This window comes from [Clostridium] saccharolyticum WM1, assembly GCF_000144625.1.
GTDB lineage: Bacteria > Bacillota > Clostridia > Lachnospirales > Lachnospiraceae > Lacrimispora > Lacrimispora saccharolytica.
Map to the genome: position 1 here is coordinate 842,002 of NC_014376.1, position 23,962 is coordinate 865,963.

26 protein-coding genes and 2 tRNA genes are annotated in these 23,962 nt (G+C 42.0%); 21 read left to right on the forward strand and 7 right to left on the reverse strand.

Annotated elements, in window-relative coordinates; genetic code table 11:
• Window positions 1-115: 115 nt before the first annotated feature.
• From CLOSA_RS03990 to CLOSA_RS04015, 6 genes are all read right to left on the reverse strand, one after another.
• Complete coding sequence (locus CLOSA_RS03990) at window positions 116-856, reverse strand: ATP-binding protein (protein ID WP_013271492.1); 741 nt, start codon at window positions 854-856, stop codon at window positions 116-118.
• Entirely contained in the window at window positions 834-1,640 is an 807-nt protein-coding gene (locus CLOSA_RS03995; RefSeq protein ID WP_013271493.1) for a hypothetical protein, read from the reverse strand. Before CLOSA_RS03995 ends, CLOSA_RS03990 begins: the two co-directional genes overlap by 23 nt.
• Window positions 1,641-1,651: 11 nt before the next feature.
• The gene (locus CLOSA_RS04000; RefSeq protein ID WP_013271494.1) at window positions 1,652-1,912 is read right to left on the reverse strand and encodes a hypothetical protein; all 261 of its coding nucleotides are present in this window, start codon (window positions 1,910-1,912) and stop codon (window positions 1,652-1,654) included.
• Between the two features lie 49 nt (window positions 1,913-1,961).
• The gene (locus CLOSA_RS04005; RefSeq protein WP_013271495.1) at window positions 1,962-2,330 is read right to left on the reverse strand and encodes a hypothetical protein; all 369 of its coding nucleotides are present in this window, start codon (window positions 2,328-2,330) and stop codon (window positions 1,962-1,964) included.
• A 345-nt stretch (window positions 2,331-2,675) separates the two neighbouring features.
• Window positions 2,676-3,386: a hypothetical protein gene (locus CLOSA_RS04010; protein WP_013271496.1), complete on the reverse strand. Its 711-nt coding sequence runs from the start codon at window positions 3,384-3,386 to the stop codon at window positions 2,676-2,678.
• 205 nt (window positions 3,387-3,591) lie between these two features.
• A complete protein-coding gene (locus CLOSA_RS04015) occupies window positions 3,592-3,846 on the reverse strand; it encodes a helix-turn-helix domain-containing protein (RefSeq protein ID WP_013271497.1) in 255 nt (84 codons plus the stop codon).
• 170 nt (window positions 3,847-4,016) lie between these two features.
• On the opposite strand from CLOSA_RS04015, the gene CLOSA_RS04020 reads away from it, so the two are divergent.
• The 12 genes from CLOSA_RS04020 to CLOSA_RS04080 all read left to right on the forward strand — a co-directional run bounded on the left by CLOSA_RS04020 (window position 4,017) and on the right by CLOSA_RS04080 (window position 14,580).
• Window positions 4,017-5,015: a hypothetical protein gene (locus CLOSA_RS04020; RefSeq protein WP_013271498.1), complete on the forward strand. Its 999-nt coding sequence runs from the start codon at window positions 4,017-4,019 to the stop codon at window positions 5,013-5,015.
• A gap of 14 nt (window positions 5,016-5,029) precedes the next feature.
• Complete coding sequence (locus tag CLOSA_RS04025; protein WP_013271499.1) at window positions 5,030-5,518, forward strand: hypothetical protein; 489 nt, start codon at window positions 5,030-5,032, stop codon at window positions 5,516-5,518.
• Between the two features lie 646 nt (window positions 5,519-6,164).
• Window positions 6,165-7,160, forward strand: coding sequence for an FtsH protease activity modulator HflK (gene hflK / locus CLOSA_RS04030; protein WP_013271500.1), 996 nt, complete (start codon window positions 6,165-6,167; stop codon window positions 7,158-7,160).
• 2 nt (window positions 7,161-7,162) lie between these two features.
• Window positions 7,163-8,026, forward strand: coding sequence for a protease modulator HflC (gene hflC / locus CLOSA_RS04035; protein WP_013271501.1), 864 nt, complete (start codon window positions 7,163-7,165; stop codon window positions 8,024-8,026).
• Window positions 8,027-8,340: 314 nt separating this feature from the next.
• Window positions 8,341-8,937 (forward strand): cytidylate kinase-like family protein, encoded by a 597-nt coding sequence (locus CLOSA_RS04045; protein ID WP_041708878.1) that lies wholly within the window; start codon window positions 8,341-8,343, stop codon window positions 8,935-8,937.
• Window positions 8,938-9,041: 104 nt separating this feature from the next.
• Window positions 9,042-9,653 carry a L,D-transpeptidase family protein gene (locus tag CLOSA_RS04050; protein ID WP_013271503.1) on the forward strand — a complete coding sequence of 204 codons (612 nt, stop codon included), beginning with the start codon at window positions 9,042-9,044 and terminating at the stop codon, window positions 9,651-9,653.
• 247 nt (window positions 9,654-9,900) lie between these two features.
• Window positions 9,901-10,377: a VanZ family protein gene (locus tag CLOSA_RS04055; protein WP_013271504.1), complete on the forward strand. Its 477-nt coding sequence runs from the start codon at window positions 9,901-9,903 to the stop codon at window positions 10,375-10,377.
• Window positions 10,343-11,089 (forward strand): tRNA pseudouridine(38-40) synthase TruA, encoded by a 747-nt coding sequence (gene truA / locus CLOSA_RS04060; protein ID WP_013271505.1) that lies wholly within the window; start codon window positions 10,343-10,345, stop codon window positions 11,087-11,089. The genes CLOSA_RS04055 and truA overlap by 35 nt, the downstream gene beginning before the upstream one ends.
• Window positions 11,090-11,120: 31 nt before the next feature.
• Window positions 11,121-12,299, forward strand: a complete 1,179-nt coding sequence (locus tag CLOSA_RS04065; protein ID WP_013271506.1) for a cation diffusion facilitator family transporter — start codon at window positions 11,121-11,123, stop codon at window positions 12,297-12,299.
• A 76-nt stretch (window positions 12,300-12,375) separates the two neighbouring features.
• Window positions 12,376-12,954: an RNA polymerase sigma factor gene (locus CLOSA_RS04070; RefSeq protein WP_013271507.1), complete on the forward strand. Its 579-nt coding sequence runs from the start codon at window positions 12,376-12,378 to the stop codon at window positions 12,952-12,954.
• An 8-nt stretch (window positions 12,955-12,962) separates the two neighbouring features.
• Window positions 12,963-14,420, forward strand: coding sequence for an anti-sigma-I factor RsgI family protein (locus tag CLOSA_RS04075; protein WP_013271508.1), 1,458 nt, complete (start codon window positions 12,963-12,965; stop codon window positions 14,418-14,420).
• An 88-nt stretch (window positions 14,421-14,508) separates the two neighbouring features.
• Window positions 14,509-14,580 (forward strand) — tRNA-Gln (locus tag CLOSA_RS04080).
• A gap of 60 nt (window positions 14,581-14,640) precedes the next feature.
• Here CLOSA_RS04080 and CLOSA_RS04085 read toward each other — a convergent pair.
• The gene (locus tag CLOSA_RS04085; protein ID WP_041708455.1) at window positions 14,641-15,006 is read right to left on the reverse strand and encodes a glycoside hydrolase family 88 protein; all 366 of its coding nucleotides are present in this window, start codon (window positions 15,004-15,006) and stop codon (window positions 14,641-14,643) included.
• A 143-nt stretch (window positions 15,007-15,149) separates the two neighbouring features.
• Here CLOSA_RS04085 and CLOSA_RS04090 point away from each other — a divergent pair.
• From CLOSA_RS04090 to CLOSA_RS04135, 9 genes are all read left to right on the forward strand, one after another.
• Window positions 15,150-15,222 (forward strand) — tRNA-Gln (locus CLOSA_RS04090).
• Between the two features lie 178 nt (window positions 15,223-15,400).
• Window positions 15,401-16,126 carry an acyl-[acyl-carrier-protein] thioesterase gene (locus CLOSA_RS04095; protein ID WP_013271509.1) on the forward strand — a complete coding sequence of 242 codons (726 nt, stop codon included), beginning with the start codon at window positions 15,401-15,403 and terminating at the stop codon, window positions 16,124-16,126.
• Between the two features lies 1 nt (window position 16,127).
• Complete coding sequence (locus tag CLOSA_RS04100; RefSeq protein ID WP_013271510.1) at window positions 16,128-16,967, forward strand: CvfB family protein; 840 nt, start codon at window positions 16,128-16,130, stop codon at window positions 16,965-16,967.
• 29 nt (window positions 16,968-16,996) lie between these two features.
• Window positions 16,997-17,581, forward strand: coding sequence for a class I SAM-dependent methyltransferase (locus CLOSA_RS04105; protein ID WP_013271511.1), 585 nt, complete (start codon window positions 16,997-16,999; stop codon window positions 17,579-17,581).
• Between the two features lie 322 nt (window positions 17,582-17,903).
• Window positions 17,904-19,016 carry an ABC transporter ATP-binding protein gene (locus CLOSA_RS04110; protein WP_013271512.1) on the forward strand — a complete coding sequence of 371 codons (1,113 nt, stop codon included), beginning with the start codon at window positions 17,904-17,906 and terminating at the stop codon, window positions 19,014-19,016.
• A gap of 103 nt (window positions 19,017-19,119) precedes the next feature.
• Entirely contained in the window at window positions 19,120-20,208 is a 1,089-nt protein-coding gene (locus CLOSA_RS04115; RefSeq protein WP_013271513.1) for a PucR family transcriptional regulator, read from the forward strand.
• 185 nt (window positions 20,209-20,393) lie between these two features.
• Entirely contained in the window at window positions 20,394-21,080 is a 687-nt protein-coding gene (gene ftsE / locus CLOSA_RS04120; protein WP_013271514.1) for a cell division ATP-binding protein FtsE, read from the forward strand.
• Complete coding sequence (ftsX, locus tag CLOSA_RS04125) at window positions 21,070-21,978, forward strand: permease-like cell division protein FtsX (RefSeq protein WP_013271515.1); 909 nt, start codon at window positions 21,070-21,072, stop codon at window positions 21,976-21,978. The genes ftsE and ftsX overlap by 11 nt, the downstream gene beginning before the upstream one ends.
• Before the next feature lie 627 nt (window positions 21,979-22,605).
• Window positions 22,606-23,913, forward strand: coding sequence for a S41 family peptidase (locus CLOSA_RS04135; protein WP_013271516.1), 1,308 nt, complete (start codon window positions 22,606-22,608; stop codon window positions 23,911-23,913).
• Window positions 23,914-23,962: the final 49 nt, after the last annotated feature.

Sequence of the window (23,962 nt, forward strand, 5' to 3'; positions counted from 1 at the left end):
TAGTGTATTAAAGTGTTAAAACACATGACACATATGTGCCTAAAGGTTAATACTGGCCTTTAGGCTTTCAGGGCTTGCCCGCCACGCTCCGCATGGCGGACGCCCTGAAGCAATTCTATCTGTTGACTGCGTTCCGTAAATCCCTATGCATAGCGTCTACATTTTGGGGAAAAGGAACTCTGACTTTTGTAAGAGTGGTATCATTTACCGTCATATACCCAACACCCGTGGGACATGTTTCTATGACATCTTTATAATTTGGCATGAGCATAGTTACTGTTTCCTTGCTTGGTGCCTGTAAGAGAACTTTATGCGAAAAACTCTCACGACTGCCGGAACTAAACAAATCTGCCAATGGCTTTTGACATGAAACACAGATATGAATTTGTTTTGCCCTACTTAAATTTAAAAGTCTAGCCATTTTTGACATTAATTCTTTCTGTTCTTTGGACGGTAGGCTTAATAACCATGATGGATATTCGTCTATGTATAGAATCAGCCAGGGATAAGTAGCATTGTGTGATAAACGTGTTTCAAAGATATCGTAAAATTCAAGAAAGCCATCTGTACTGGAATCATGTTTAAAGTAACGCTTGGCTCCCTCGAGGTAGGCAAAATCAATGTTCTTGTAATCAAGGACATATATCTCGGATTCTGGTACATGACGGGCTATCTTGCTTAAGATGCCTTGGGCTAATGTGGTTTTTCCAGAGCCTGACGGGCCTGATAATAAGAAACGATATCCGTTTTTCATCATATCCCATTCAATCCAGTGAGTGGTTCCATATTTCCAGTAATTTTCTGATATAAAGGGGCGGATAATTCCGTCCCCATTACCCATGATAGTCATAATCATCTAAGGTACGTTCCACTGTAGAGATATTAAGGGAATCGGCGATGGAACGGTCATAGGCTTTCTGATCTGCATATTCACCATTAAAAGATAATACAGTGGTTAGAATAACATGGGTCTTCATATCAGAAATATCTGATACCATTAAAACATCATTGCGGTTCATATGTGTGGGGCTGATAATTCCCGGAATGCCGTAGACGCCAATTTTCTGTTCAATCATGCTTTGGAGAACCGAAGTCACTAACGAAACGTTGACATCTTCCAAACAAACCTTGGGAATTCTAAATTGGTGAAAAATTAAGCCGTTTTTCAGATAGTTTCCGGTTTGTGCGTTGCCAAGCTCCGCTGGATTCACTGGCCTGTACAATCCTGTCAGGCTTTCAAAATTTGCTTCATTCAGGATTTGAGTAAAGAGAAATTTCCGTATCTTATCATAAGAGCCCTCACTAAATTTCATTTTGATACGGTCATTAGAAAGTTTACGTTCCTGCTCTTCTTTAATCCGCTGATCTCTTCTGTCGCTCCACTTCAAGCGCAAGTAGACGCCGCCGAGGGCAGTAGCGGCTACTCCGAAAAAATGCAGATTAATAAAGTTATAAATGGATTCGAAAAGGTAAGTTGTCAGTTTTATAAAAACAAAGACAGCAAAAAAGATTCCGATAAATCCGAGCAATATGATTGCCATTTTCTTATACAGTCCATTGGAACGGGCTTTTGAAAGCCCGTCCTTTATGGAATCTGCAAGTAACTGAAAAGTGGTTTTGATTTTATTAAGAAATTTCATACTTCTTCCTCCTATAAAGCTGTTTTCACCGGCTTTGCGGATATTACAACCAAATAATTTCCGCTCCGGGTACTCCGGTATTCGCATATCAGATCAAATTCCCTGCCTTGAACAAGGGTCTGGAAGATATCTGAATTAACGGATAATTCAGAAATAATATTATTATTGTCCTGGCTAACCGTAACTTTGTAAGATTGTTTGACAGAACCATCTCTTGCCGTATACTCTGTCTGTTTCTTGTTTAATATAAAAGTTGTTGTGTTTAAATGCATTATAATCTCTCCTTTTCTGCTATAGCTTGGTACAGCACCAAATCCATCCCTAGTTAATTGCATGTCCGTTTGTCATTAATGGACAAACTGTGTATTGTGACAAGGCATTTTCTAGAACTTTAAGGTTGCAAATGATACTTCTAGTCTCCTTTTTTAGATTATTAAGGGATGCCATGCACTCCGGTGAAATAAGAGGATTTGATAAATTCTTGTCTATTTCTTCGCAAAGTACCATTAAATCAATAGAATCCGTGAGTTCAAAAAGAACGCACCTATTTATCGAATCTCTCTTCCCCTTTTCACAAGAGCTTAATATCTCTCCTAAAACTTTGAGGTTTTTCTCTGCCTGATCAAGTATAAAAGAACCAATAGTTAGCAGGTTGTGTACATTGATGAGCAAACTATCTTCTTCTCTCATTTCTTCTCCTTTCATTGCGCGCAGGGGGAAGCCCCGGCGATTATTTTACCTATTTTTCCAGTCTTCTGAACGATTCTCAAGAGAAATCGTAGCTTTATATAAATAACATTGCAATGTTAGAGGTGCATAAGCAATATCGCTTTAAGATGATGCTCTTGCATTTCTAATGTAAGTATACCGTTGCTAACCTTAGAATTCGTTATCACTTAAGAACTACTTTGAAAATTTTAAGAATTTATTATTCAAACATAATATAACGGGAGTTTAAGAGACAGGAAATATTTTTAAATATAAAATACCACTCAATGGAAGATGACATATTATTCCATTGGGTGGTATCATACTTTATTTATTTGTGTTTTTTTTGTTAGTTCGATGTTTCTTTAAACTATAATCTATTCTGTTTTGAAAACTTTTGGAAAATTCTTCTGGTTTCAATTCTCCATCAAAAAAGTCATTACAGAATTGGTTCCAATGCTCTTCCCAAAGTTCATAAAAGTAGTGTTCCGACTTTTCCCAAAGTGGATCTAGTTTTTCCTGACTTAATTTCTCTAGATAGTCCGGATGTTCTAACTTAATATATGGTATTAAATGAAAAAGGGGCCAATAAGTGAAACATTTTCGTCTTCCGCTGAGCATGTTACATAACGTTTCTTTTGACAAGTTCAAATTAGAAGTGGTAATGAGTTGATATTTCTCATTTAAAAAGTGAATTATATCCGCTTGCATTATTTGATGTTCTTCTAAAATCTTTTTGTAAAGGATTCTTTTATCAAATGCTAGGAGCATTTCCGTAGATACCTTTGTTAATAATTCTGCGGCTGTGTGTATTGAATTGTAGTAATCAGTTTGCAAGTTACCCGTTTCATCAGGTATTTCACCATGCCAAGAAATGATAATTTTGTTAACTACTTCTTTTGTCTGCTCATAACAGTTTATCAGTTGTAACTTCAATTCCATGTCCATATCTCCTGATATTTCAGGTAGAGTGCAGGATTTGATTTTGTCCAATACCTCAATGGTGCTAAATAATTGACTTGTTAATTCATCGTTCATTTTATTGACTCCTTTGTATTATATAGTAATTTAAATTATACATAAAAGAGTAATTCAAGTAGTTATCAAATAAGAAAAATATTTAAATATAGATTATTTATAAAGGTAAATGTAAATAGAAAAAGTTAAGATCAAACTTGTGAGTAGAAAAATAGATAAATTATGAAGTGAAATAAAAAATAAGGGAGTAGTATCCTCCCTTTTTCTATGATCGTTTTTTTAGAAATAATTTATCGAGTTGAATTTCAAGAATTTCAGCAATAGCATTAATTTCTGTAGCAGTAATATGGGCTAAATCTTTTTCGTACTTAGAATAGCTTTGTTTTGTTGTATTGCAGCCTCTAAGTTGAAGCTCCTTAACCATATAAGCCTGAGAGTACTCTCGTATGTTACGAAAATATTTAATATTTTCGCCTAACGAGATATTAGAATCTGATTTGATTTTAGCTCCACTACTCATAATTACACCACCAATTTAAAACATTTAAATGATTATAAGATATTTAGAGAAGAAAGTGGTCGCAAATAAGGGACTTTTAAGTGAAGTAAATTGACTTGAAAACAGAAAGATGATAAAATTAAGTTAAGAGATTTCCAATATTTACCAAAGATTAATAGGAGGGAACAGATATGAAAAAGTCAACAATTGTGGTGGCTCTATTATTCACAATCACAGTACCTACGCTTACGAGTTATGCTGGACCGTTCGACAGTATTAACGCGAGAGCCAACTCAGGGCAGACGCACTCCGCACCGTATTCAGATCCAGCAGCGTTACCCGGCGGAAAAGAGAATCCTTGGGGAGTAGAATATGAAGTACAAGAGTATCCTGGACGTATAGTAGGTACTTGGCAAAAACGAGGTGGCGATTACTACTATGTATTACCCGATGGTTCAGATCTCAAGAACAATTACGTGGATAACTTATATCTCTCATGGACCGGACGTATGATACCAGAAAATTATATATCTGAAAATCGCTTCATGTACAATAGTTTTTATGGAGGACAAGCTCCGTGGTGGGCTCAGATGGACGGGTTTAAAGGAAGCATAACATCCGGATTATTGTACGCAAACTTGGCTAGCAATTATAATAATTACGTCACAGAGTACAAGGCGGGCAGGTGGCAAACTCCCGCCTATGCCAAAGAAGCGTTTGATTGGATGGATGCGCAAATGCCTAATATTATTAATTTACCTGAACAAGAAAGGGCTATTGCAATAGCTCGGCTTATATCCGCCAATATGAATTATGATGGTAGTCAATTAGCACCAGCGGATGCATTTCATAGGAGATCCGGAGGATTTGACGCATTTATAGGATTGTACAACGCTTTTGCACGTCGAGCTGGACTCTCTGCTAGAGAGGGCGGAAATGGCAAGCGTTTCGATGGTCAGGATTGGCGTTGGAATACTGTGACAATAAATGGCTCCTTATATAATGTGGACACTATCACATTTAGAGCCGCCCAACAAGACAAATATCTACTATCCCCAGTCCTGTGGGAAGGTTATGTATCGCGCGAAACTCTGAATGCTATAGACAGTGAGCGCAGAGCTCAAGATACTGTTGATCCTAATCTTACCAATATACCGGTAGGCGGAGTAAAAGACGGCGGAGCATTCTAGGAGGTTACTAAATTTTGAACAAAAGAATTATTGCAGCCCTATTAGCTGTGGTAATGGCTATACAAACACCGCTAATAGTTTTAGCGAATGGACATGGTGGAGGCTCTCCGATAAATAAAGGGACTGTCGGCAATGGTACGAATCCATCAGTACCGTATAGCGATGGGATTAAGGTATCAGTAGGGCCGACTACACCCATTATAGAAGCAGGTGTACAGGCTTTAAGTGCAGCCAGTACACCTGAAGAAGTCATAGCCCAAGATTATGCTATTTCTGATATTAATAATTATCAGATGTGGGACCCTGGTAATTTTGGGTTAAATTTTGGAGAAACAAGCAGAACAAATGTATCTATTATGTGGGACCCTATAGGTGGTAATCAAGCTAGGAAAGATAAAAAGTCTTCCCTAGCTGTTTCTATATTGGGTGTATTTTTTTATTTACCCCAAACTATCAAGGGCAAGCGTTGTTCCTATGGAACCCTTGACAGTTTTCTTCTATAAATTTGAGAATAAAAAGTATGGGATAGAGTACGGGGTAGAGTACGGAAGAGCAACTCTCAAACCTCCTGTATTTTCAATGGATTTTCAATTATGATAGGGTTCGAGTCCCGTCTCGCGCTCTTATAATTGGAAGCGGAAACCTAGGTTTTATCAGGGTTTCCGCTTTTTTGTGAATTTCTCAGCCTGTAGACAGTTGAAGACAGCTTACAAAGCCTTTGCTATAAGGTCATAGGATTCTTTTTCGGTAACTTTCAATTTCCTTTTTATCTGATATGGGCTCAATTTTTTCGGCTGTGCCCGGAGCTTTTTCAACATGGGCCTCATGGTACCGGCTTTGGCCAAGACGGACCAACATATTCTCATTTAAAATATTGAGTATGGCGTGGAGTGACCCTTCTTACGATATAGTCAGTTGATTTAAAGATGACGGGTATATTTTTACTTTATTAGGAATTCCTCTAAAGACTAAAATAGTGTATAATAGAAGATGAAATAAGAAATTTCATCAAAAGAGCGAAGGATCATTCGCCACGTCTTGTTCATGGAATCGTACCAGGGTATCAGGCAGAAATAATTGTGAAGAAAAATCATTGTTAAAAGTATCCCTGGGATCAAAAAGCTGCCGCTGGAAAGAAAGGAGAAAAATATGGATAAAAGATTTGGAGGCCAAGAAGATTCGAGCAATCGGAATCCGGAAAATTTCGAAAAACTTCCAAGAAAAAAGCAGGCAAAGGTGATTTTAAAGAGCGCTTACCTTGTTATAGGAATGCTACTGGCTGTTTTCTTACTTTACAACAGTTTTTATACGTTGACGGAGGATAAGGTTGCAGTAGTATGTACATTTGGCAACCCTGTCAGCGTGACGAAGACGGGACCTCATTTTAAGATCCCATTAATACAGACAGTTTACAAGATGTCAAAAGAAATCAAAGGCATGAGGATCGGTTATGACGAAGAAAATCAATCAACTGTCAGTGAGTCTGAAATGATCACAAAAGATTTTAACTTTGTTAATGTTGACTTCTATATCGAATATCAGGTTGTTGATCCGGTTAGAGCCTATATTTACCGTGACAATGCTGTGGATATCTTAAAAAATCTTTCCCAGTCTTATATCAGGGATACCGTTGGCATCTATAATGTAGATGAGGTGATCACCACAGGGAAGGCTGAAATACAAGCAAAGGTAAAGCAGCTTCTTTCGGAACGATTGGAAAAGGAAGATATTGGCATCGGAATTAATAACGTAACCATACAGGATTCGGAACCTCCTACCGTAGCAGTCAGCAATGCTTTTAAGGCAGTAGAGGATGCAAAACAGAGTATGGATACAAAAATCAATGAAGCGAAAAAGTATCAGTCTGAGCAGCTCCCGGCGGCAAATGCCAGAGCAGATAAAGCAAAAAAGGATGCGGAGGCCTATAAACAGCAAAGAATTAGTGAAGCAGAAGGTCAGGTATCAAGATTTAACGATATGTATCAGGAATACATAAAGTATCCGCTGATTACAAAGAAGAGAATGTTTTACGAGACCATGGAAAATATCCTGCCTTCCCTAAAGGTTATCATTGATGGATCAGATGGAACACAGACAATGCTTCCTTTAGAACCCTTTGCAGGCAGTGAGAAAGGAGAACAATAACAATGGTTAAAAAGGCAAAATATGCAGCTGTTTTTCTGCTTTTATTATTTATAGGTTTAAATTCGTTTGTTATCACAAGGGCAAACGAATACACATTAGTCAAGCAGTTTGGTAAGGTTATGCGTGTGGAAAATACCTCAGGCCTGTCTTTTAAGATTCCTTTTGTTCAAAGCACCCAAAGGATTCCAAGGAAAAAAATGATCTATGACCTCATTCCAAGTGATGTCACGACCAGAGATAAGAAAGTAATGAATGTAGACTCGTTCGTAATCTGGGAAATTACAGATCCGATTCGATATTTATCTTCCTTGAATGCAAGTATTGAAAAGGCGGAGGTAAGGCTTGATAATGTTGTATATAATTCCATCAAAACTGTTATGTCCGCAACCAGTCAGGAAGATATTATTTCAGGCAGGGCAGGAGAACTGGCAAATGCAATAACAAATAATATTGGAACATCAATGGATTCTTACGGAATTCATATCCTTGCTGTAGAAACAAAAAAACTTGATCTGCCAGACTCCAATAAAGAGTCTGTATACCAGCGAATGATCTCTGAAAGAAATAATATTGCAGCTCAGTACACCGCAGATGGGGATTATCAGTCTTCCCTGATCCGTAACGAAACGGATAAAACAACAAAAGAGACGGTAGCAAAAGCAGAAGCAGAGGCTGAAATGATTAAGGCAGAAGGCGAAGCCCAGTATATGCAGATTCTTAGCAACGCATATAATGATGAGTCCAAAGCAGATTTTTACAACTACGTCCGTTCTCTGGATGCTCTAAAGTCTTCCTTAAAAGGTACCAATAAAACAATTATCTTGAATAAAAACAGTGAACTTGCAAGAATACTTTCTGGAAATTAAAAAATCTTTAATTTCTAACATTTCAAAAGCCCTCCAATGGCAGGATTGCTATTGGAGGGCTTTTTTTTGCAAATTAACAAAAGAAACAGGCTCCTTTTGGCCCAGGCTGTCATATCTTTTTCAGGAATTGCCACCCAGTATGAATAAGAGAGGCGGAAATGTGGTATACAGGTATTTAAGAATGTGGTAAAATGCAAATATATTAAGATAACCAGAAATTTAAAGCCCATTTGACAGCCTTGCAGATATCCTGCGATACAGAATATAGGATGGGTAGCAAAAAATACTCAGCAGAAGATAAGGAGGAGCGTATGTTGGATAAGGTGATTACAATTAGCCGGGAGTTTGGAAGCGGCGGACGAGAGCTGGGCATGAAGCTCGCTGAAAGGCTGAATCTTCCGTTTTATGATAAGGAACTGATTTCAATGTCTGCGGAAGAAAGTGGTTTGGCGGAAGAGGCATTTCTGCATTATGATGAACACATCTCCATTCAGCAGGAACCTTTTAAACAGCGGCTTTATACTCCATTCTCTATGCTTTATGAGGTTTCCATGTCAGATCAGATATTTCTGACCCAGTCCCGGGTGATTCGGAAGCTGGCTGAACAGGGGCCCTGTGTTATTGTCGGGCGCTGTGCGGACAGGGTACTTGAGAACAGCATTAATTTATTTGTATATGCCAAAATGGAAAACCGGATCAAACGAATGAATTCTCTAGAAACAGGCGTAAGTCCTGAACGGATGGAGGAGAGGATACGGGAAATAGATAAAAAAAGAAAAGACTATTATCAGTATTATACCGGATGCGAATGGGGAAAGGCGCAGAATTACCACCTCTGCCTGGAAAGCAGTCTGACAGGGGTGGAAGGCTGCTTTAATGCTGCCCTTGCTTATTTGCAATGCTATATTTAAATAAATAATTCCTGAAACGATAGATTTTGAAGGAAACGTAAGAATATTGTAAATGATTGCTTCCAAAATGGATGGTATAATGTAACAAAAAAGGAGAGTTAAGGATGATGAAATGGGCAGGAAAAGGATATCGATGTCTGATTGCAGCCGCACTGGTCATGGCAATGGCGGTATCTTCCAACGTTACAGGATATGCAGAGCCTATATCCGGTCCGGGCGCTGCCATAGCCGCCGGCAATTCCGCTTCCGTGAATAATGTGACCATATATGTGAGCAAGAGAACAAAAACGCTTTCATTAAAGCAGAATGGAGTTCTGATTGCAGAATACCCGGTTTCTTTGGGCGCCTCTTCTTCAGAAGGAAATAAAAAGGTAGAGGGCGATATGAGGACCCCAAGCGGAGAGTTCTATGTTTGCACCAGAAATGATAAAAGTGTAGCCTACCTGGCCTTGGGCTTATCTTACCCAGCCATTAAGGATGCGGAAAGAGGATATGCAGACGGTATTATTACCCAGGCCCAGAAGGATGAAATTGTGAAAGCCAATTTAGAGGGCAAGCAGCCCCCATGGGATACGCCTCTTGGAGGCGCCATTGAAATTCATGGCTGCAGGGTTCCGGAAGGCACTACCCATGGCTGCGTTGCAGTGGATAACAGTGCCATGGACGTCTTATGGAATTACTGCAACTTAGGCGTACCGGTTACCATAGGACCTTAAGACAAATTTCCCCAAATATGCGGTTTTAAGCCGTTTTTGGGGATTTTTTCAATGTCTGTCCTTGTATTATAACGGCTGTTGTACTATAATAGACGAAATTATGATAAATTACAAAAGACAGAAAGCAAAGAAGACCCACGCATATTTCAGAGAGAAAGGACCGATTTGGAGAAGGCACCTTTCTTGGCGTAGGCGTTCCAAATGCTGTCGAAATGGCAGAGAACAGCAGAATTTTGAGGAAACGGCGATGAAAAAGAAACGGATCTGGACAGCAGTGACCCTGCTTTATGTCCTGTTCATATTTTCCAATTCCATGAAGCCGGCAGAGGTCTCATCGGCAGACAGCGGCTGGGTGCTTCGTATGGCTCAGGAATCATTTGTGTCCATGGGGATCAGCACCGGATGGCTGACGGAGCATTTCATCCGAAAAACAGGACATTTTTCAGAATACACCTTATTGGGGATTTTGCTGTACGGATGCGTAGGGGCTTATGGATTCCCGAAAGAAAGAAAATATTTTATCCGGTTGACAGCAGGATTTATGGTGCCTTTTGTGGATGAAACCATTCAGTTAATGGTGAGAGGACGTTCGGGGCAGATCTCTGATGTGTGGCTGGATTGCGGGGGAGTGGCTTTTGGACTTTTTGCTGCCGCTTTATTGTCCCGGTATATTAGAACGGAGTATAAGCATGATAAAAAATTATCGAATGGTTCTGGAATATGACGGAAGCCGTTATGATGGCTGGCAGAAGCAGGGAAATACGGAACAGACCATACAGGGAAAAATAGAACAGGTTTTAGAGCGTATGACCGGACAGGCAGTGGAAGTCCACGGCTCGGGACGTACGGATGCAGGTGTTCATGCACTGGCTCAGGTGGCTAATTTTCACATGGATGGAAAGATGGCCAGCAAGGAAATACAGGAGTATTTAAACCAGTACCTTCCGGAGGATATCCGTGTCATTACATTGGAACCTGCCAAAGAACGCTTTCACAGCCGCTTAAATGCCCAGGAAAAAACGTATCTGTACCGGATCGAGATGGGGGAAAGGAAGCAGGTGTTTGAAAGAAAATATATTTACGGTTTGTATAAGTCTCTTAATGTAGAAGCCATGGAACGGGCCTCCGCCTATCTCACGGGAGAACATGATTTTAAAAGCTTCTGTTCCAACCGGAAAATGAAAAAATCCACAGTCAGGGTTTTAAAAGAAATTGAATTCGAACAACAGGGCAGCCGGCTTCTGATACGGTATACGGGAAACGGCTTTTTATATAATATGGTCAGGATTATAACGGGTACGCTGATTGAGGTTGGATTAGGACAGCGTAAGGCGGAGGACATGAAAGGAATTCTGGAGGCAAAGGACCGGAATCAAGCAGGGTTTACAGCACCGCCGGAAGGACTTTTTCTTGAACAGGTCCGTTATAACGTGTGAAATATGGGATATAAGCCGTTAAAGGAGTACTATGACAGAATTTTTAATTCGGAGATTTGTAAAAGATTATGAAAATACAGAAGATACCCAGGTGCGGACCCGTTACGGTTTAATGGCAAGCATTGTGGGAATCTGCTGCAATGTGGTGCTGTTTTGCGCCAAGCTTTTTACAGGAATGCTGATTAACAGTGTCTCTGTCATGGCAGATGCCTTTAATAATCTTTCTGATGCCGCTTCTTCCATTGTGGGGTTTGTAGGGGTGAAAATGGCAGGAAAGCCGGCGGATGAAGACCATCCCTTCGGCCATGGAAGAGTGGAGTACATTTCCGCCTTTATCGTAGCCTTTTTGGTCATTCAGGTTGGCTTTTCCTTCTTAAAGTCCTCCATAGAGAAAATCATTCATCCGGAAGAGATGACTTTTCAGGCGGTGTCTGTGGCAATTTTACTGCTTTCGGTTTGTGTAAAGCTTTGGATGGCTTTATTTAACAATCACCTGGGAAAACGGATACACTCTGCGGTTTTAAAGGCCACAGCGGCAGATTCTTTAGGAGACGTGATCACGACTTCCGCTACCATTCTGTCGATCCTGGTTTACGGCATCTGGAGGCTTAACATTGACGGAATCATAGGAATTGCGGTCTCTGTCATTGTTATGTGGGCAGGAGTAAAAATTGCTAAGGATACGTTAACGCCCCTGATCGGAGAGCCCATTGATCCGAAGCTCTATGATGAGATCACGGAATTTGTGGAAAGCTACGACGGGATCAAGGGGAGTCACGATCTGATCGTTCACAATTACGGTCCCTCCAGAAGCATGGCTTCCATTCATGCGGAAGTGCCGAACGATGTTAATATCGAAGTGTCCCATGAGATTATTGATGCCATTGAAAGGGAAGCAGTAAAAAAGTTTGGTATCTTTCTGGTAATCCATATGGATCCGGTGGAGACAAAGGATTCCAGGGTCATGGAATTTGGATGCATGCTGGAAAATGTTCTGCAGGAAATTGACTCCAGGATTTCGTTCCACGACTTTCGAATGGTGGAAGGAAGCAACCAGATCAACCTGATTTTTGATCTGGTGGTACCCAGGGAATATGATAAGAAAAAGACGGATTGGCTAAAGGAAGAAGTCACGAAAAAGGTAACTGAAATAGACAAGCGGTGCTGTCTGGTCATAACGGCGGAAAGCGGTTTTGGGGTGGAAAAATAAGGTAATAAAAATTTTCCAGTTTATGCAATAAGATGACAGTATTCCGCATTAACTTAGTAGAAAGGAAATCTGATCCATGTTGTTTATGGGATTGATGAGCCTTGGCAGGCCTGATGATTACGGCCGTATGAGCGATGAAGAGCTTCTTGGAAGAGTTGCGGTTGGGGATCAGGAGGCCTTTCGGCAGCTATATCAGAATACGGACCGGACAATATACAGTTTTATTCTGTCCATTGTAAGGCACCCCCAGGATGCAGAGGAGATTATGCAGGAGGTATATCTTAAGATATGGACTTCTGCGTCGGGCTATAAATCCCAGGGAAAGCCTTTGGCATGGATGTTTACCATTGCACGGAATTTATGCTATATGAAATTCCGGGAACAAAAACATGATTCGGATGTTACGCTGGAGGATTTAACCGGGGCAGAAACAGGAGAAGTCTGCCCGGAAATTGAAATGGCGGCTGATAAGATGGTGCTTCTTGCCGCTTTGCAGATTCTTAAGGAAGAGGAAAGGGAGATCGTTCTCCTTCATACCTCGGGAGGCATGAAACACAGAGAGATTGCCGCCAGCCTTAAGATTCCTTTGGCTACAGCCCTTTCCAGATATAACCGTGCCATGAAGAAATTGGAAAATTACTTGAGAGAGGAGTAGGCTTTGATATGGCTGAATTAGATCGCAGACAATTAAATAGACGACAGATTGAAGCCTGCTTAAAATCTGCAGCCGGGAACTTAACTCCTAATGTTCTGGATCGGATCGACTTGAGTATGCCTCAGATAAAGGCAGAGAAGGAACCCCGTTCCGTTTTCTTCTTAAGGCGCAGGGTTTTTGCAACTCTGGTGGCAGCATGCTTTTGCATGATCGCTCTTGCCGGAGGAACTTATACTTACCAGAATGGAAAAGTGGATTCAGTCATTGGAATCGATGTAAATCCAAGCGTGGAATTATCCGTGAATAAAAGAAATAAGGTCCTTACGGCAAAGGCCCTTAACGAGGATGCGGAGAGCTTCATGCAGGATATGGATTTAAAGGGTGTGGATTTAAATACGGCGGTTAATGCCGTGATCGGTTCTATGGTTACCCATGGGTACTTAAGTGAATTGGACAATGCCATCCTGGTTACTGTATCCAATGACAGCATCAGCAAGGCCTCCAGTCTGCGCTTTGCGGTGGTAAACGACATCCAGAATACGCTGGAGCAAAACCAGCTGAAGGCTGTGGTGTATGACCAGCAGGTCATGGAAGAGGAAGAGGTAAAAGGGCTGGCAGAGGAATATAAGATATCTTATGGAAAAGCTTATTTTTTAAGGGAACTGATCCAGCAGAACGCTTCCCTTACCATGGATGACATGAAGGAGCTGGCTCCCCTTACCATGGAGGAGATCGCACAGGTCATTGCAGAACGTTCTTATGCCATTGGAGGAAAGACAGATATATCCCAGGAAACCAGCCATGCCCAAACAACTCAGGTCCCCACAACTCCGGCAATTAAGTCCTCTGAGGAGAGTTCCGCTGCGGAAGAATCCGTGACTGAGACTACGGTTACGGAATCCCAGACTCCGGTATCCTCTTCCCAGACCCAGCCGGCTACGACTGCGACTGCTGCGGCAGAGGAAACTACCTCAGGGGAAGAAGTTGTATCAACGGAAAAGATTAAGATCGATTATGTGGACTATGACAACGGCGTTGTCATGGTAAATTTTAAAACCAAAGTAAAATGGAAAAATCCTACGGTATCAGTAAACGATGGAGATGGGAATACTTATTCCGCCAAGGTGGGGGATACGGATTCCTATTCCTGTGAGATACATGTAACAGGGCTGCTGGGGGGGATGGAATATACCTTTACCCTGGGCGGCATTTCTCCTAAAATCGGAAAGCAGACAACGGTTAAGGGAGTTTTTGAGACACCTGTGATCGGAGATGGAAATGCAGATCCGGAGATACCGGAAGAAGAGAGTGAAGAGACGAAACAAACGGGGCAGACGGATTCTTCCAGTGAAGGTCCGTCTGAGACAGCGAAAAATGTAACGGAAACCGGAAAACCCCCCTCTCAGGAAGAAATTCCCACAACAAAAATTCAGGAAGAGCCAACGAAAGCGGGCAGCTCTTCCTGAACCCCTGTTTTTGGAAATATCTTTTTAAAATGTAAAAAAATGCTTGACCGCGATGAAAAGCTATAGTATAATACATTCGTTGCACTGATGGGCTATCGCCAAATGGTAAGGCAACGGACTCTGACTCCGTCATTTCAAGGTTCGAATCCTTGTAGCCCAGTTATAAGATAAACCAGTAATCACAAGAAAAATCTTGTAATTACTGGTTTTTTGTTTCTGTTTAGATATTTATTTCAATGCTTCGAAAAGCGAAATCATCCAATGACTGTCCGCAGGCCATGGGACGAATGATGATAGTTTTATAATGATCTGCATCATAGCCCATTCCGGTTCCTGCGGAATCATTTAAGACGGTGCCATCTGCCCCTGTGTTTTTGCAAATTGCATTCATTGCACGTTCCGCACAGTCATGGTATGTTTCATCATGTATCCCCGTGTTTATTCCTTTTATTATACCGCCGGCGATTGCTCCCGAACCGGCTACTTCTTCGTAATAGAAAAGATTTTTGAAAAAAAATCTACGAGTGAAAATTCTTCTGCCAACCGGATAAGGAATGACGCTGAAAATACGCCGTATAAGCTCCATTACATAGAATCTCCTGTAGCAGACAGTTTGAAGATTAAAAACAGTTTGCTATCAGGGGAGTATATTTTACAACAGAAAAAATCAAAATAAAAAAGACTTGACTATTGAAGAAAAATCTTGTATAATTCCTCTTGTTGTATTGATGGGCTATCGCCAAATGGTAAGGCAACGGACTCTGACTCCGTCATTTTCAAGGTTCGAATCCTTGTAGCCCAGTCTGAAAACGGAACCTCATGGGGTTCCGTTTTTTGCATTGCAGATTGTTAAGTTCTTGTTAAAACTTTTCTTTTTGATAGAATTTCTCCGAAAACGGTCACAGGGTTCTTTCGGGTTTATCTGGACAAGAGCTTGAAAATGCTTTATAATGTTATATAATTTTGATGAGAGGTGTGAAATGTATACATTTGGCAGCAGGGTCCGTTACAGTGAAACAGATGAATGCGGAAAACTGACATTAACAGGTATCATGAATTATCTGCAGGATTGCTCTACGTTTCAGTCTGAGGATATCGGCCTTGGACTTTCCTACTTAACGGACCGGCATAAGGCCTGGTGGCTTTCCTCCTGGCAGATCGTGGTGGACCGTTATCCCGTGCTGGGGGAGGAGATCGTAGTGGGTACCTGGCCCTATGACTTTAAGGGGTTTTACGGATACCGGAATTTTACCCTATGTGATCAGGCCGGTAGGTATCTTGTAAGGGCTAATTCCGTATGGTTTCTGTTTGATACGGAAAAGGGGCGTCCTGTGAAAATTGAACCGGAAGACATTCGGGGTTATGGAAGCGGCGTAGAAAAACAGCTTCCCATGGACTATGCATCCCGTAAGATCCAATTGCCGGTGGAATATGAGAACACAGAGCCGGTTATTGTTGGAAAGCATCATATTGACACGAACCACCATGTCAATAATGCTCAGTATGTAGAGATTGCCAGAGAGGTACTTCCGGATGAAATGGAAGTTTCCGAACTGAGAGTGGAATATAAAAAGGCGGCAGTCTTTGGAGATGTAATTTATCCCCGTGTGAGCCGGACAGAGGAAGGTTATACGGTTTCCCTGTGTGATGAACGGGGAGCAGCTTACGCAGTCATCTGGCTGCGGGGAACAACAGAGAGGATGTAACATGATTGAATTAGGAAAGATGCAGACCCTGATGGTACAGAGGGTCAAGGAGTTCGGTGTGTATGTGGGCGAGGAGGCTGAAAGTCAGGTTTCCGTGCTCCTGCCTAAAAAACAGGTGCCGGAAGGGACCGGACCCGGTGACAGGATCACAGTATTTATCTATAAGGATTCCGAAGACCGGCTCATAGCCACCACAGCGGCGCCGAAGCTTCAGGTAAATGAAACCGCAGTACTACAAGTGAAAGAAGTGGGTAAAATCGGTGCATTTCTCGACATGGGACTTGAGAAGGATCTGCTTCTTCCTTTTAAGGAACAGACCCATAAGGTTCGGCCGGGAGAGAAGGTGCTGGTGGCCCTGTACATTGATAAAAGCAAACGTCTGGCCGCTACCATGAGGGTGTATTCTTATATGAGCAATCAGTCGCCCTATAAGAAGGATGACCAGGTAACCGGGATCATTTACGAAATCAATGAGAACCTGGGAGCCTTTGTGGCTGTCGATCACAGGTTTTATGGGCTGATTCCCCGGAAAGAGGTGTTTGAAAATTACCGGGAAGGTGATGAAGTGACGGCCAGGGTTACCAAGGTAAGAGAAGATGGGAAACTGGATTTAAGCCCCAGACAGAAGGCTTATATCCAGATGGATGCGGATTCGGGCAAGGTTCTTGAAATCATAGAAACGCAGTTTGACGGCAGCCTGCCCTTTACCGATAAGGCAGAGCCGGAAGTCATCAAACGGGAGTTTTCCATGAGCAAGAATGCATTTAAGAGAGCAATAGGCCACCTTCTGAAAGAAGGAAAAATCAGGATAACAGAAAGTAAAATCGAAAGAATCAAATAACGGGTAAAAAGGATAACAGGAGGATTATTTTGGACTCGATAGACTATTATAATAAGTATGCGGCAAAGGAATTTGAAGAAACAGTGAACCAGGATATGACAGGGATCATGAAAGAATTTCTGGATCTTCTGGAAGAAGGCGATACGATTCTGGATTTAGGATGCGGATCAGGCAGAGACAGCCTGACATTCTATGAACTGGGATATGATGTGACGCCGCTTGATGCATCAGAAGAGATGTGTAAGCTGGCAGAGATCCATACCGGCCTGGAAGTACTTCAGATGACATTTGAACAAATGGATTTTGACAATGTGTTTGATGGAATCTGGGCATGCGCATCCTTACTTCATATTCCGAAAAAGGAACTGTCTGACATTCTTACAAAGATAGCAAGGGCCTTAAATGATAAGGGAATTCTTTATATGTCTTTTAAACTGGGAGACTTTGAAGGATTCAGAGGAAAACGGTATTTCTGCGACTTTACCGCAGATTCCATTTCGGAAGTTTTAAGAGATAACGGCAGGTTTGAGATCGTAAAGCTTTGGGAAACAGAGGATGTTCGTTCTGGTCATTCTGATGTAAAATGGTTGAACGTTCTTGTGAAAAAGCAATAAAACAACAGATATAATTTACAAGACGGTGCCAAAATTATTGGTGCCGTCTTGTGGTTTGTGACTAAAACACAGGGGTAAAATCCATAGCCTATCGAATATAGACAGAAATAACAGAACGATTCTCTTGATATTTTGACGTTTCAATCATTTTTTAAACCCGTTATACAAATTAGCCAAAAGGCCGAAATGGATTTTGGTAAATAACAATATGGTAAAAGAAAAACAATTCATGTATGATTGTTTCAGAAACAGGGGGCCGCAGCTATGGAGGCTGTTGGTTCGGATCAGAGAATAAACACTTTATTTTAGGAGGATTAGTAAGATGGCTAGTTTATCACTGAAAAACATCGTCAAGAGATATCCTAACGGATTTGAAGCAGTGAAAGATTTTAATCTGGAAATTGCTGATAAGGAATTTGTCATTTTCGTAGGACCATCCGGATGTGGAAAGTCCACAACCCTTCGTATGATTGCAGGTCTGGAAGACATTTCTTCTGGTGAACTTTACATTGATGGTAAATTAATGAATGATGTAGAGCCTAAGGACAGAGACATCGCAATGGTGTTCCAGAACTACGCTTTGTATCCTCATATGACCGTATTCGATAACATGGCGTTTGGTCTGAAACTGAGAAAGACCCCAAAGGACGAGATTGATAAGCTGGTTCATGAAGCTGCAAGAATCCTTGATCTTGAGCATTTATTAGACCGTAAGCCAAAGGCTTTATCCGGTGGACAAAGACAGCGTGTTGCCATGGGACGTGCTATTGTTCGTAATCCAAAGGTCTTCCTGATGGATGAGCCGTTATCCAACCTTGATGCAAAACTGAGAGGCCAGATGCGTATTGAGATCTCCAAGCTTCATCAGAGACTGCAGGCAACCATCATCTACGTAACCCATGACCAGACAGAGGCTATGACCCTTGGTACCAGAATTGTAGTAATGAAGGATGGAGTGATCCAGCAGGTTGACTCTCCTCAGAACTTATACGATAAGCCAGGTAACAAATTCGTTGCCGGATTTATCGGAGCTCCTCAGATGAACCTGATCGAAGCGACGGTAGCTAAGAAGGGAAGCGATGTTACTTTAACATTCGGCGGAAATACCATTGCCCTTCCAGAAGGAAAAGCGAAAAAGTTAGAGGATGCAGGTTATATTGGAAAGACGGTTGTCTTAGGTATTCGTCCGGAAGATTTACATGATGAGGAAGCGTTCCTCGCATCTTCTCCTGCAAGTGTCATTGATGCTACCATCAGAGTTTACGAATTATTAGGTGCGGAAGTTTACTTATACTTTGATGTGGAAGATGTAAACTTTACGGCAAGAGTAAATCCTCGTACAACTGCAAGACCTGGCGATACCATTCAGCTGGCTCTTGACTTAACAAAGATCCATGTGTTCGATAAAGATACAGAAATCGTTGTTTTAAACTAAAATTTATGAAATTTTAAGCAAGCGGTTCTCCTACCCGCTTGCTTTTTTTTTATTTTTGCATTAATATATAATAAGGTAAATTTACGAAAAAGGAGAATATGCCATGATTTCGAATCAAATACTTCAAACAACCATTGAAGGATTAAAAGGGATTACGAGAATTGATCTGTGTATTTGTGATACAGAAGGAAAGGTACTGGCAACCACATTTCCTGATGCGGAAGATTATGAAAGTTCAATCCTGGCGTTCGTGGATTCTCCGGCCGACAGCCAGGTGATCCAGGGATATCAGTTTTTTAAAGTGTTAGATGAACACCAGCTGGAATACATTCTTCTCGCAAAGGGAGGAAGCGATGATGTTTATATGGTGGGCAAACTGGCTGCTTTCCAGATCCAGAGCCTGCTGGTTGCTTATAAAGAGAGATTTGACAAGGATAACTTCATTAAGAACTTATTGCTTGACAACCTGCTTTTGGTGGATATCTATAATCGGGCGAAAAAGCTTCATATTGAGACAAACATCAAGAGAGTCGTATTCATCATTGAAACCCAGCATGAAAAAGATGTGAATGCATTAGAAACAGTGCGCAATTTGTTTGCCGCAAAGACCAAGGATTTCGTTACCGCCGTTGATGAGAAGAATATTATTCTTGTAAAAGAGGTAAAGGAAGGCGAAACTTACGAGGATTTAGAGAAAACTGCCAATACGGTTCTGGACATGCTCAATACGGAAGCCATGACTCAGGTCCATGTGGCTTTTGGTACCATTGTAAGTGAGATCAAAGAGGTTTCCAGATCTTATAAGGAAGCCAAAATGGCCATGGATGTAGGCAAGATTTTCTACAGCAATAAGAATGTGGTTGCTTATAGCAAACTGGGAATCGGACGTCTGATTTATCAGCTTCCCCTGCCTTTATGCCGCATGTTCATCAAAGAGATTTTCGATGGTAAATCTCCTGATGATTTTGATGAGGAAACTCTTACGACCATTAATAAATTCTTTGAGAACAGCTTAAATGTATCTGAGACATCCAGACAGCTTTATATTCACAGAAACACCCTTGTTTATCGTCTGGACAAGCTCCAGAAGAGCACCGGCCTGGATCTTCGTGTCTTTGAAGACGCCATCACCTTTAAGATAGCCTTAATGGTAGTAAAATACATGAAATACATGGAGAACCAGGACTATTAACACTGGCAAGGAACCGTAGAAAAGAGGCAGGAATGCAACTGCGTTTGCCCGAATGCAAAAGCAGTTGCATTGCTGACTCTTTTCATAGGGCGAAGAACGTATACCAAGATGGAGCGAAGCGGAATTGAGGTTTTATTCCCTCCCAAAAGCAAAAGTAATCAAAGCACAAAATTTAGAGGACTGAAATGATTGAACTTTGGAATGTAAGCAAAACATATGAGGCCGGAAACAAGGCGCTGCGCAATGTCAGCATGACCATTGAGGATGGGGAATTCGTGTTCATCATTGGCCGCAGCGGTTCGGGCAAATCCACTCTTTTAAAAATGCTGTTAAAGGAAGTGGAGCCAACCTCCGGCAAAATTATTGTGAATGATATGAATTTAAGCAAGATGCCCAGAGCGTTTATTCCCAAATACAGGCGGAAGCTTGGAATGGTTTTCCAGGATTTCCGGCTGTTAAAGGACCGGAATGTTTACGAAAACGTAGCTTTTGCACAGCGGGTGATCGGCGCATCCACCAGGAGCATAAAAGAGTCGGTTCCCGCCATGCTTAAGATGGTGGGACTTTCTTCAAAATACAAGTTTTTTCCTCAGCAGTTGTCCGGTGGTGAGCAGCAGCGTGTCGCCATTGCCAGGGCTTTAATTAACCGTCCTGAAATTCTGTTGGCAGATGAACCTACCGGAAACCTGGATGGACACAACTCCATGGAGATCATGAAGCTATTAAATGAGGTAAATAAGCTGGGAACAACGGTGATTGTTGTCACCCATAGCCAGGAGATCGTAGACCGGATGAAAAAACGGGTGGTTGTGATGGACCGTGGAACCATCATAAGTGACGAGAAAAAAGGCGGTTATACATATGAGAATTAGTACGTTTTGGTATTGCCTGAAACAAGGGGTAAATAATATATGCAGGAACATTTTGTTTTCCCTGGCGTCCATTGCAACGGTTTCCGCCTGCATTTTTTTGTTCTGCCTGTTTTTTTCTATTGTTATTAACGTGCAACATGTGATTAAGAATACGGAAGGCACAGTGGGAATCACGGTGTTTTTTGATGAGGGGCTGGACGCGAATAAGATCAAGGAAATCGGAAATAAGATCAAAGCCAGAGACGATGTAAAGGAAGTGACATACACTTCGGCGGAGGAGGCATGGGAGGAATTTAAGCAGGAATACTTCGGGGATATGCAGGACCTTGCAGAAGGATTTGAGGAGGATAACCCGCTGGCCAATTTAGCTTCTTATACCATATTTTTAAAGGACTTAGTGGATCAGGATCAGGTTGTGAACTGGCTGAAGAGTATTGACGGTGTCAGGAGGGTGAATTATTCCAAGACAGCAGCAGAAGGAATGAACAGCTTAAGCAAAGTGATCGGAGTTCTCTCCATGCTGATCATCGGTGTTTTATTGGCTGTGGCCATATTCCTGATCAGCAATACCATTTCCGTGGCAGCGGCCTTCCGGAAGAGTGAAAACGAGATCATGAAATTAATTGGCGCCACCAACTATATGATCCGGGCCCCCTTTGTGGTGGAAGGAGTTATCATCGGACTGGTGGGTGCCTGCATTCCTCTGATATCTATTTATTTTTTATACCGGTCCGCGGTTGGATATGTGATCACAAAGTTCAGCATCTTATCCGGGCTGTTTCAGTTCCTTCCGGTGGAAGCCATATTTCCCTATATGGCGGCAACTGCGCTGGCTCTAGGCGTTGGGATCGGATTTTTTGTAAGCTTCTTTACCATACGGAAGCACTTGAAAGTTTAAGGTAAAGAACCGGGCTTTATGATATGATACCTGTTTTTTCCTGTGGGGCATATCACGGCAGTATTGCAGCATATGATAGAAAAATGCCGGGGAGCAAGATCCGCTACAGGAAAATCCAAGCTTTCCAGTTAGGGAAAACACACCAGGGCCATTCAGAACGCATGAAGCTGAAAAACATTTCTGCCCGGAAAGCCGGCAAAAGGTGATGACGGCAGGAAATCCGGAAGAAAGAAGAAAAGGCTCGGAATTAGCGAAGAAACCCGGAAAACGTATAATACGGTTGCTATGGGGAATATTAATTTTATATGGTTCTGTCCGCTGACAGCCATGATTTAAAAGCCGGCGGTATCCCATTCCCCTTTCCGGGAACAGCAGCCACATCTACATACAGTTATTCTGCCGGCATACATCATAAATTCCCGTTGGAAAGATGATTGTGCCGTTTATATGCACTGCTCCCGGCGAAAGGTGTGAGGCTGGAAGTGTGGCAGGGGCAGGTAATTGCATACGTGGGCTCTGCCGGATATTCTCCAGGTCCAGTTCTTCGTTTTTGGATCAGGGAAGATGGCAGCTATAATAATCCGGTGAAATACGCAAGCCCATAAAGAGCTAGATAGGAGAATAACAGTGGAAAGTAAGAATAAATTTTGGAAAGGCGCCCTGGTAGGGGCGCTTCTGACCACATTGGCAGGTCTTGTTATTGTAGGGATGTCTTTGGGAATCTTTCTGATTGGCAGAGCAGCCATAGACGGAAAGGGTCAGGCAGCGGAATCCGCCCAGGCAGAGAACCAGGATGGCAACCTGGATATGAACCGGATCGTGAATAAAATCCAGACGATCCAGAGCGTGATTGATAAGTACTATCTCTTTAATGAGAATACGAAAAATGTGGAAGACTGGATCTATAAGGGAATGCTGTATGGATTAGAGGACCCTTATACCGTATACTATACTGCAGACGAATATGAGAAGCTGATGGAGGATACGGCCGGAGAATATTGCGGTATCGGAGTCATGGTCAGCCAAAGTGCTGCTACCGGAATCATAACAGTTACCAAGGTTTTTGAAGGTACGCCTGGGGCTGAGGCAGGTATGCTGCCCGGAGACTTAATCTATAAGGTAGGCGATGAGGAAGTCACCGGTATGGATTTAGAGCTGGTGGTAAAGGACCACATCAAGGGGGCGGAAGGAACACCGGTAACGGTTACAGTCCTTCGTACTGACACAGGGGCGTACATTGATATGACCATGGAGCGGCGCCAGATTACGGTTCCTACTGTGGAGCATGAAATGCTGGCAGATAATATCGGCTATATATCGGTCAGCCAGTTTGATACGGTTACGGCAGGCCAGTTTAAGAGCGCCATTGATGATCTGGAAAAACAGGGCATGGAAAAAATGATCGTGGATTTAAGAAATAATCCGGGCGGAGTAGTAGATGCGGTGGTTTCCATGCTGGATTACATTCTTCCTGATGATTTGGTAATTGAAGGAGATCCTGATCTGGTAAGAACCAAAAAGAATAAAACACTTCTTGTTTATATGGCGGATAAATATGGAGAAGGGGAGCAGTATTACGCTTCTGACGGCCATAAAATAGATGTACCGATTGCTGTTTTGGTCAACGGCCAGTCTGCCAGCGCTTCCGAGGTATTTTCAGGAGCTCTGAAGGCTTATGACAAGGCAAAACTGGTGGGAACAAAAACCTTTGGAAAGGGAATTGTTCAGACTCTGTTTCCTCTTGATCATGGTACGGCCATTAAGATGACGGTTGCCCATTACTATACGCCCAGCGGTTTTGATCTCCATGGGAAAGGTCTGGAACCGGATGTTGCAGTTGAATTAAATGAGAATCTAAAAACCAAGATCAAAATAGAGCATGGGGAAGACAACCAGCTTGGAGAAGCGATAAAAGTTTTAAACGAAAACCGTTAGAGGGAATCCGATTGTTAAAGGAAGAAGCCTTCTATAGCCGGTGAATTTA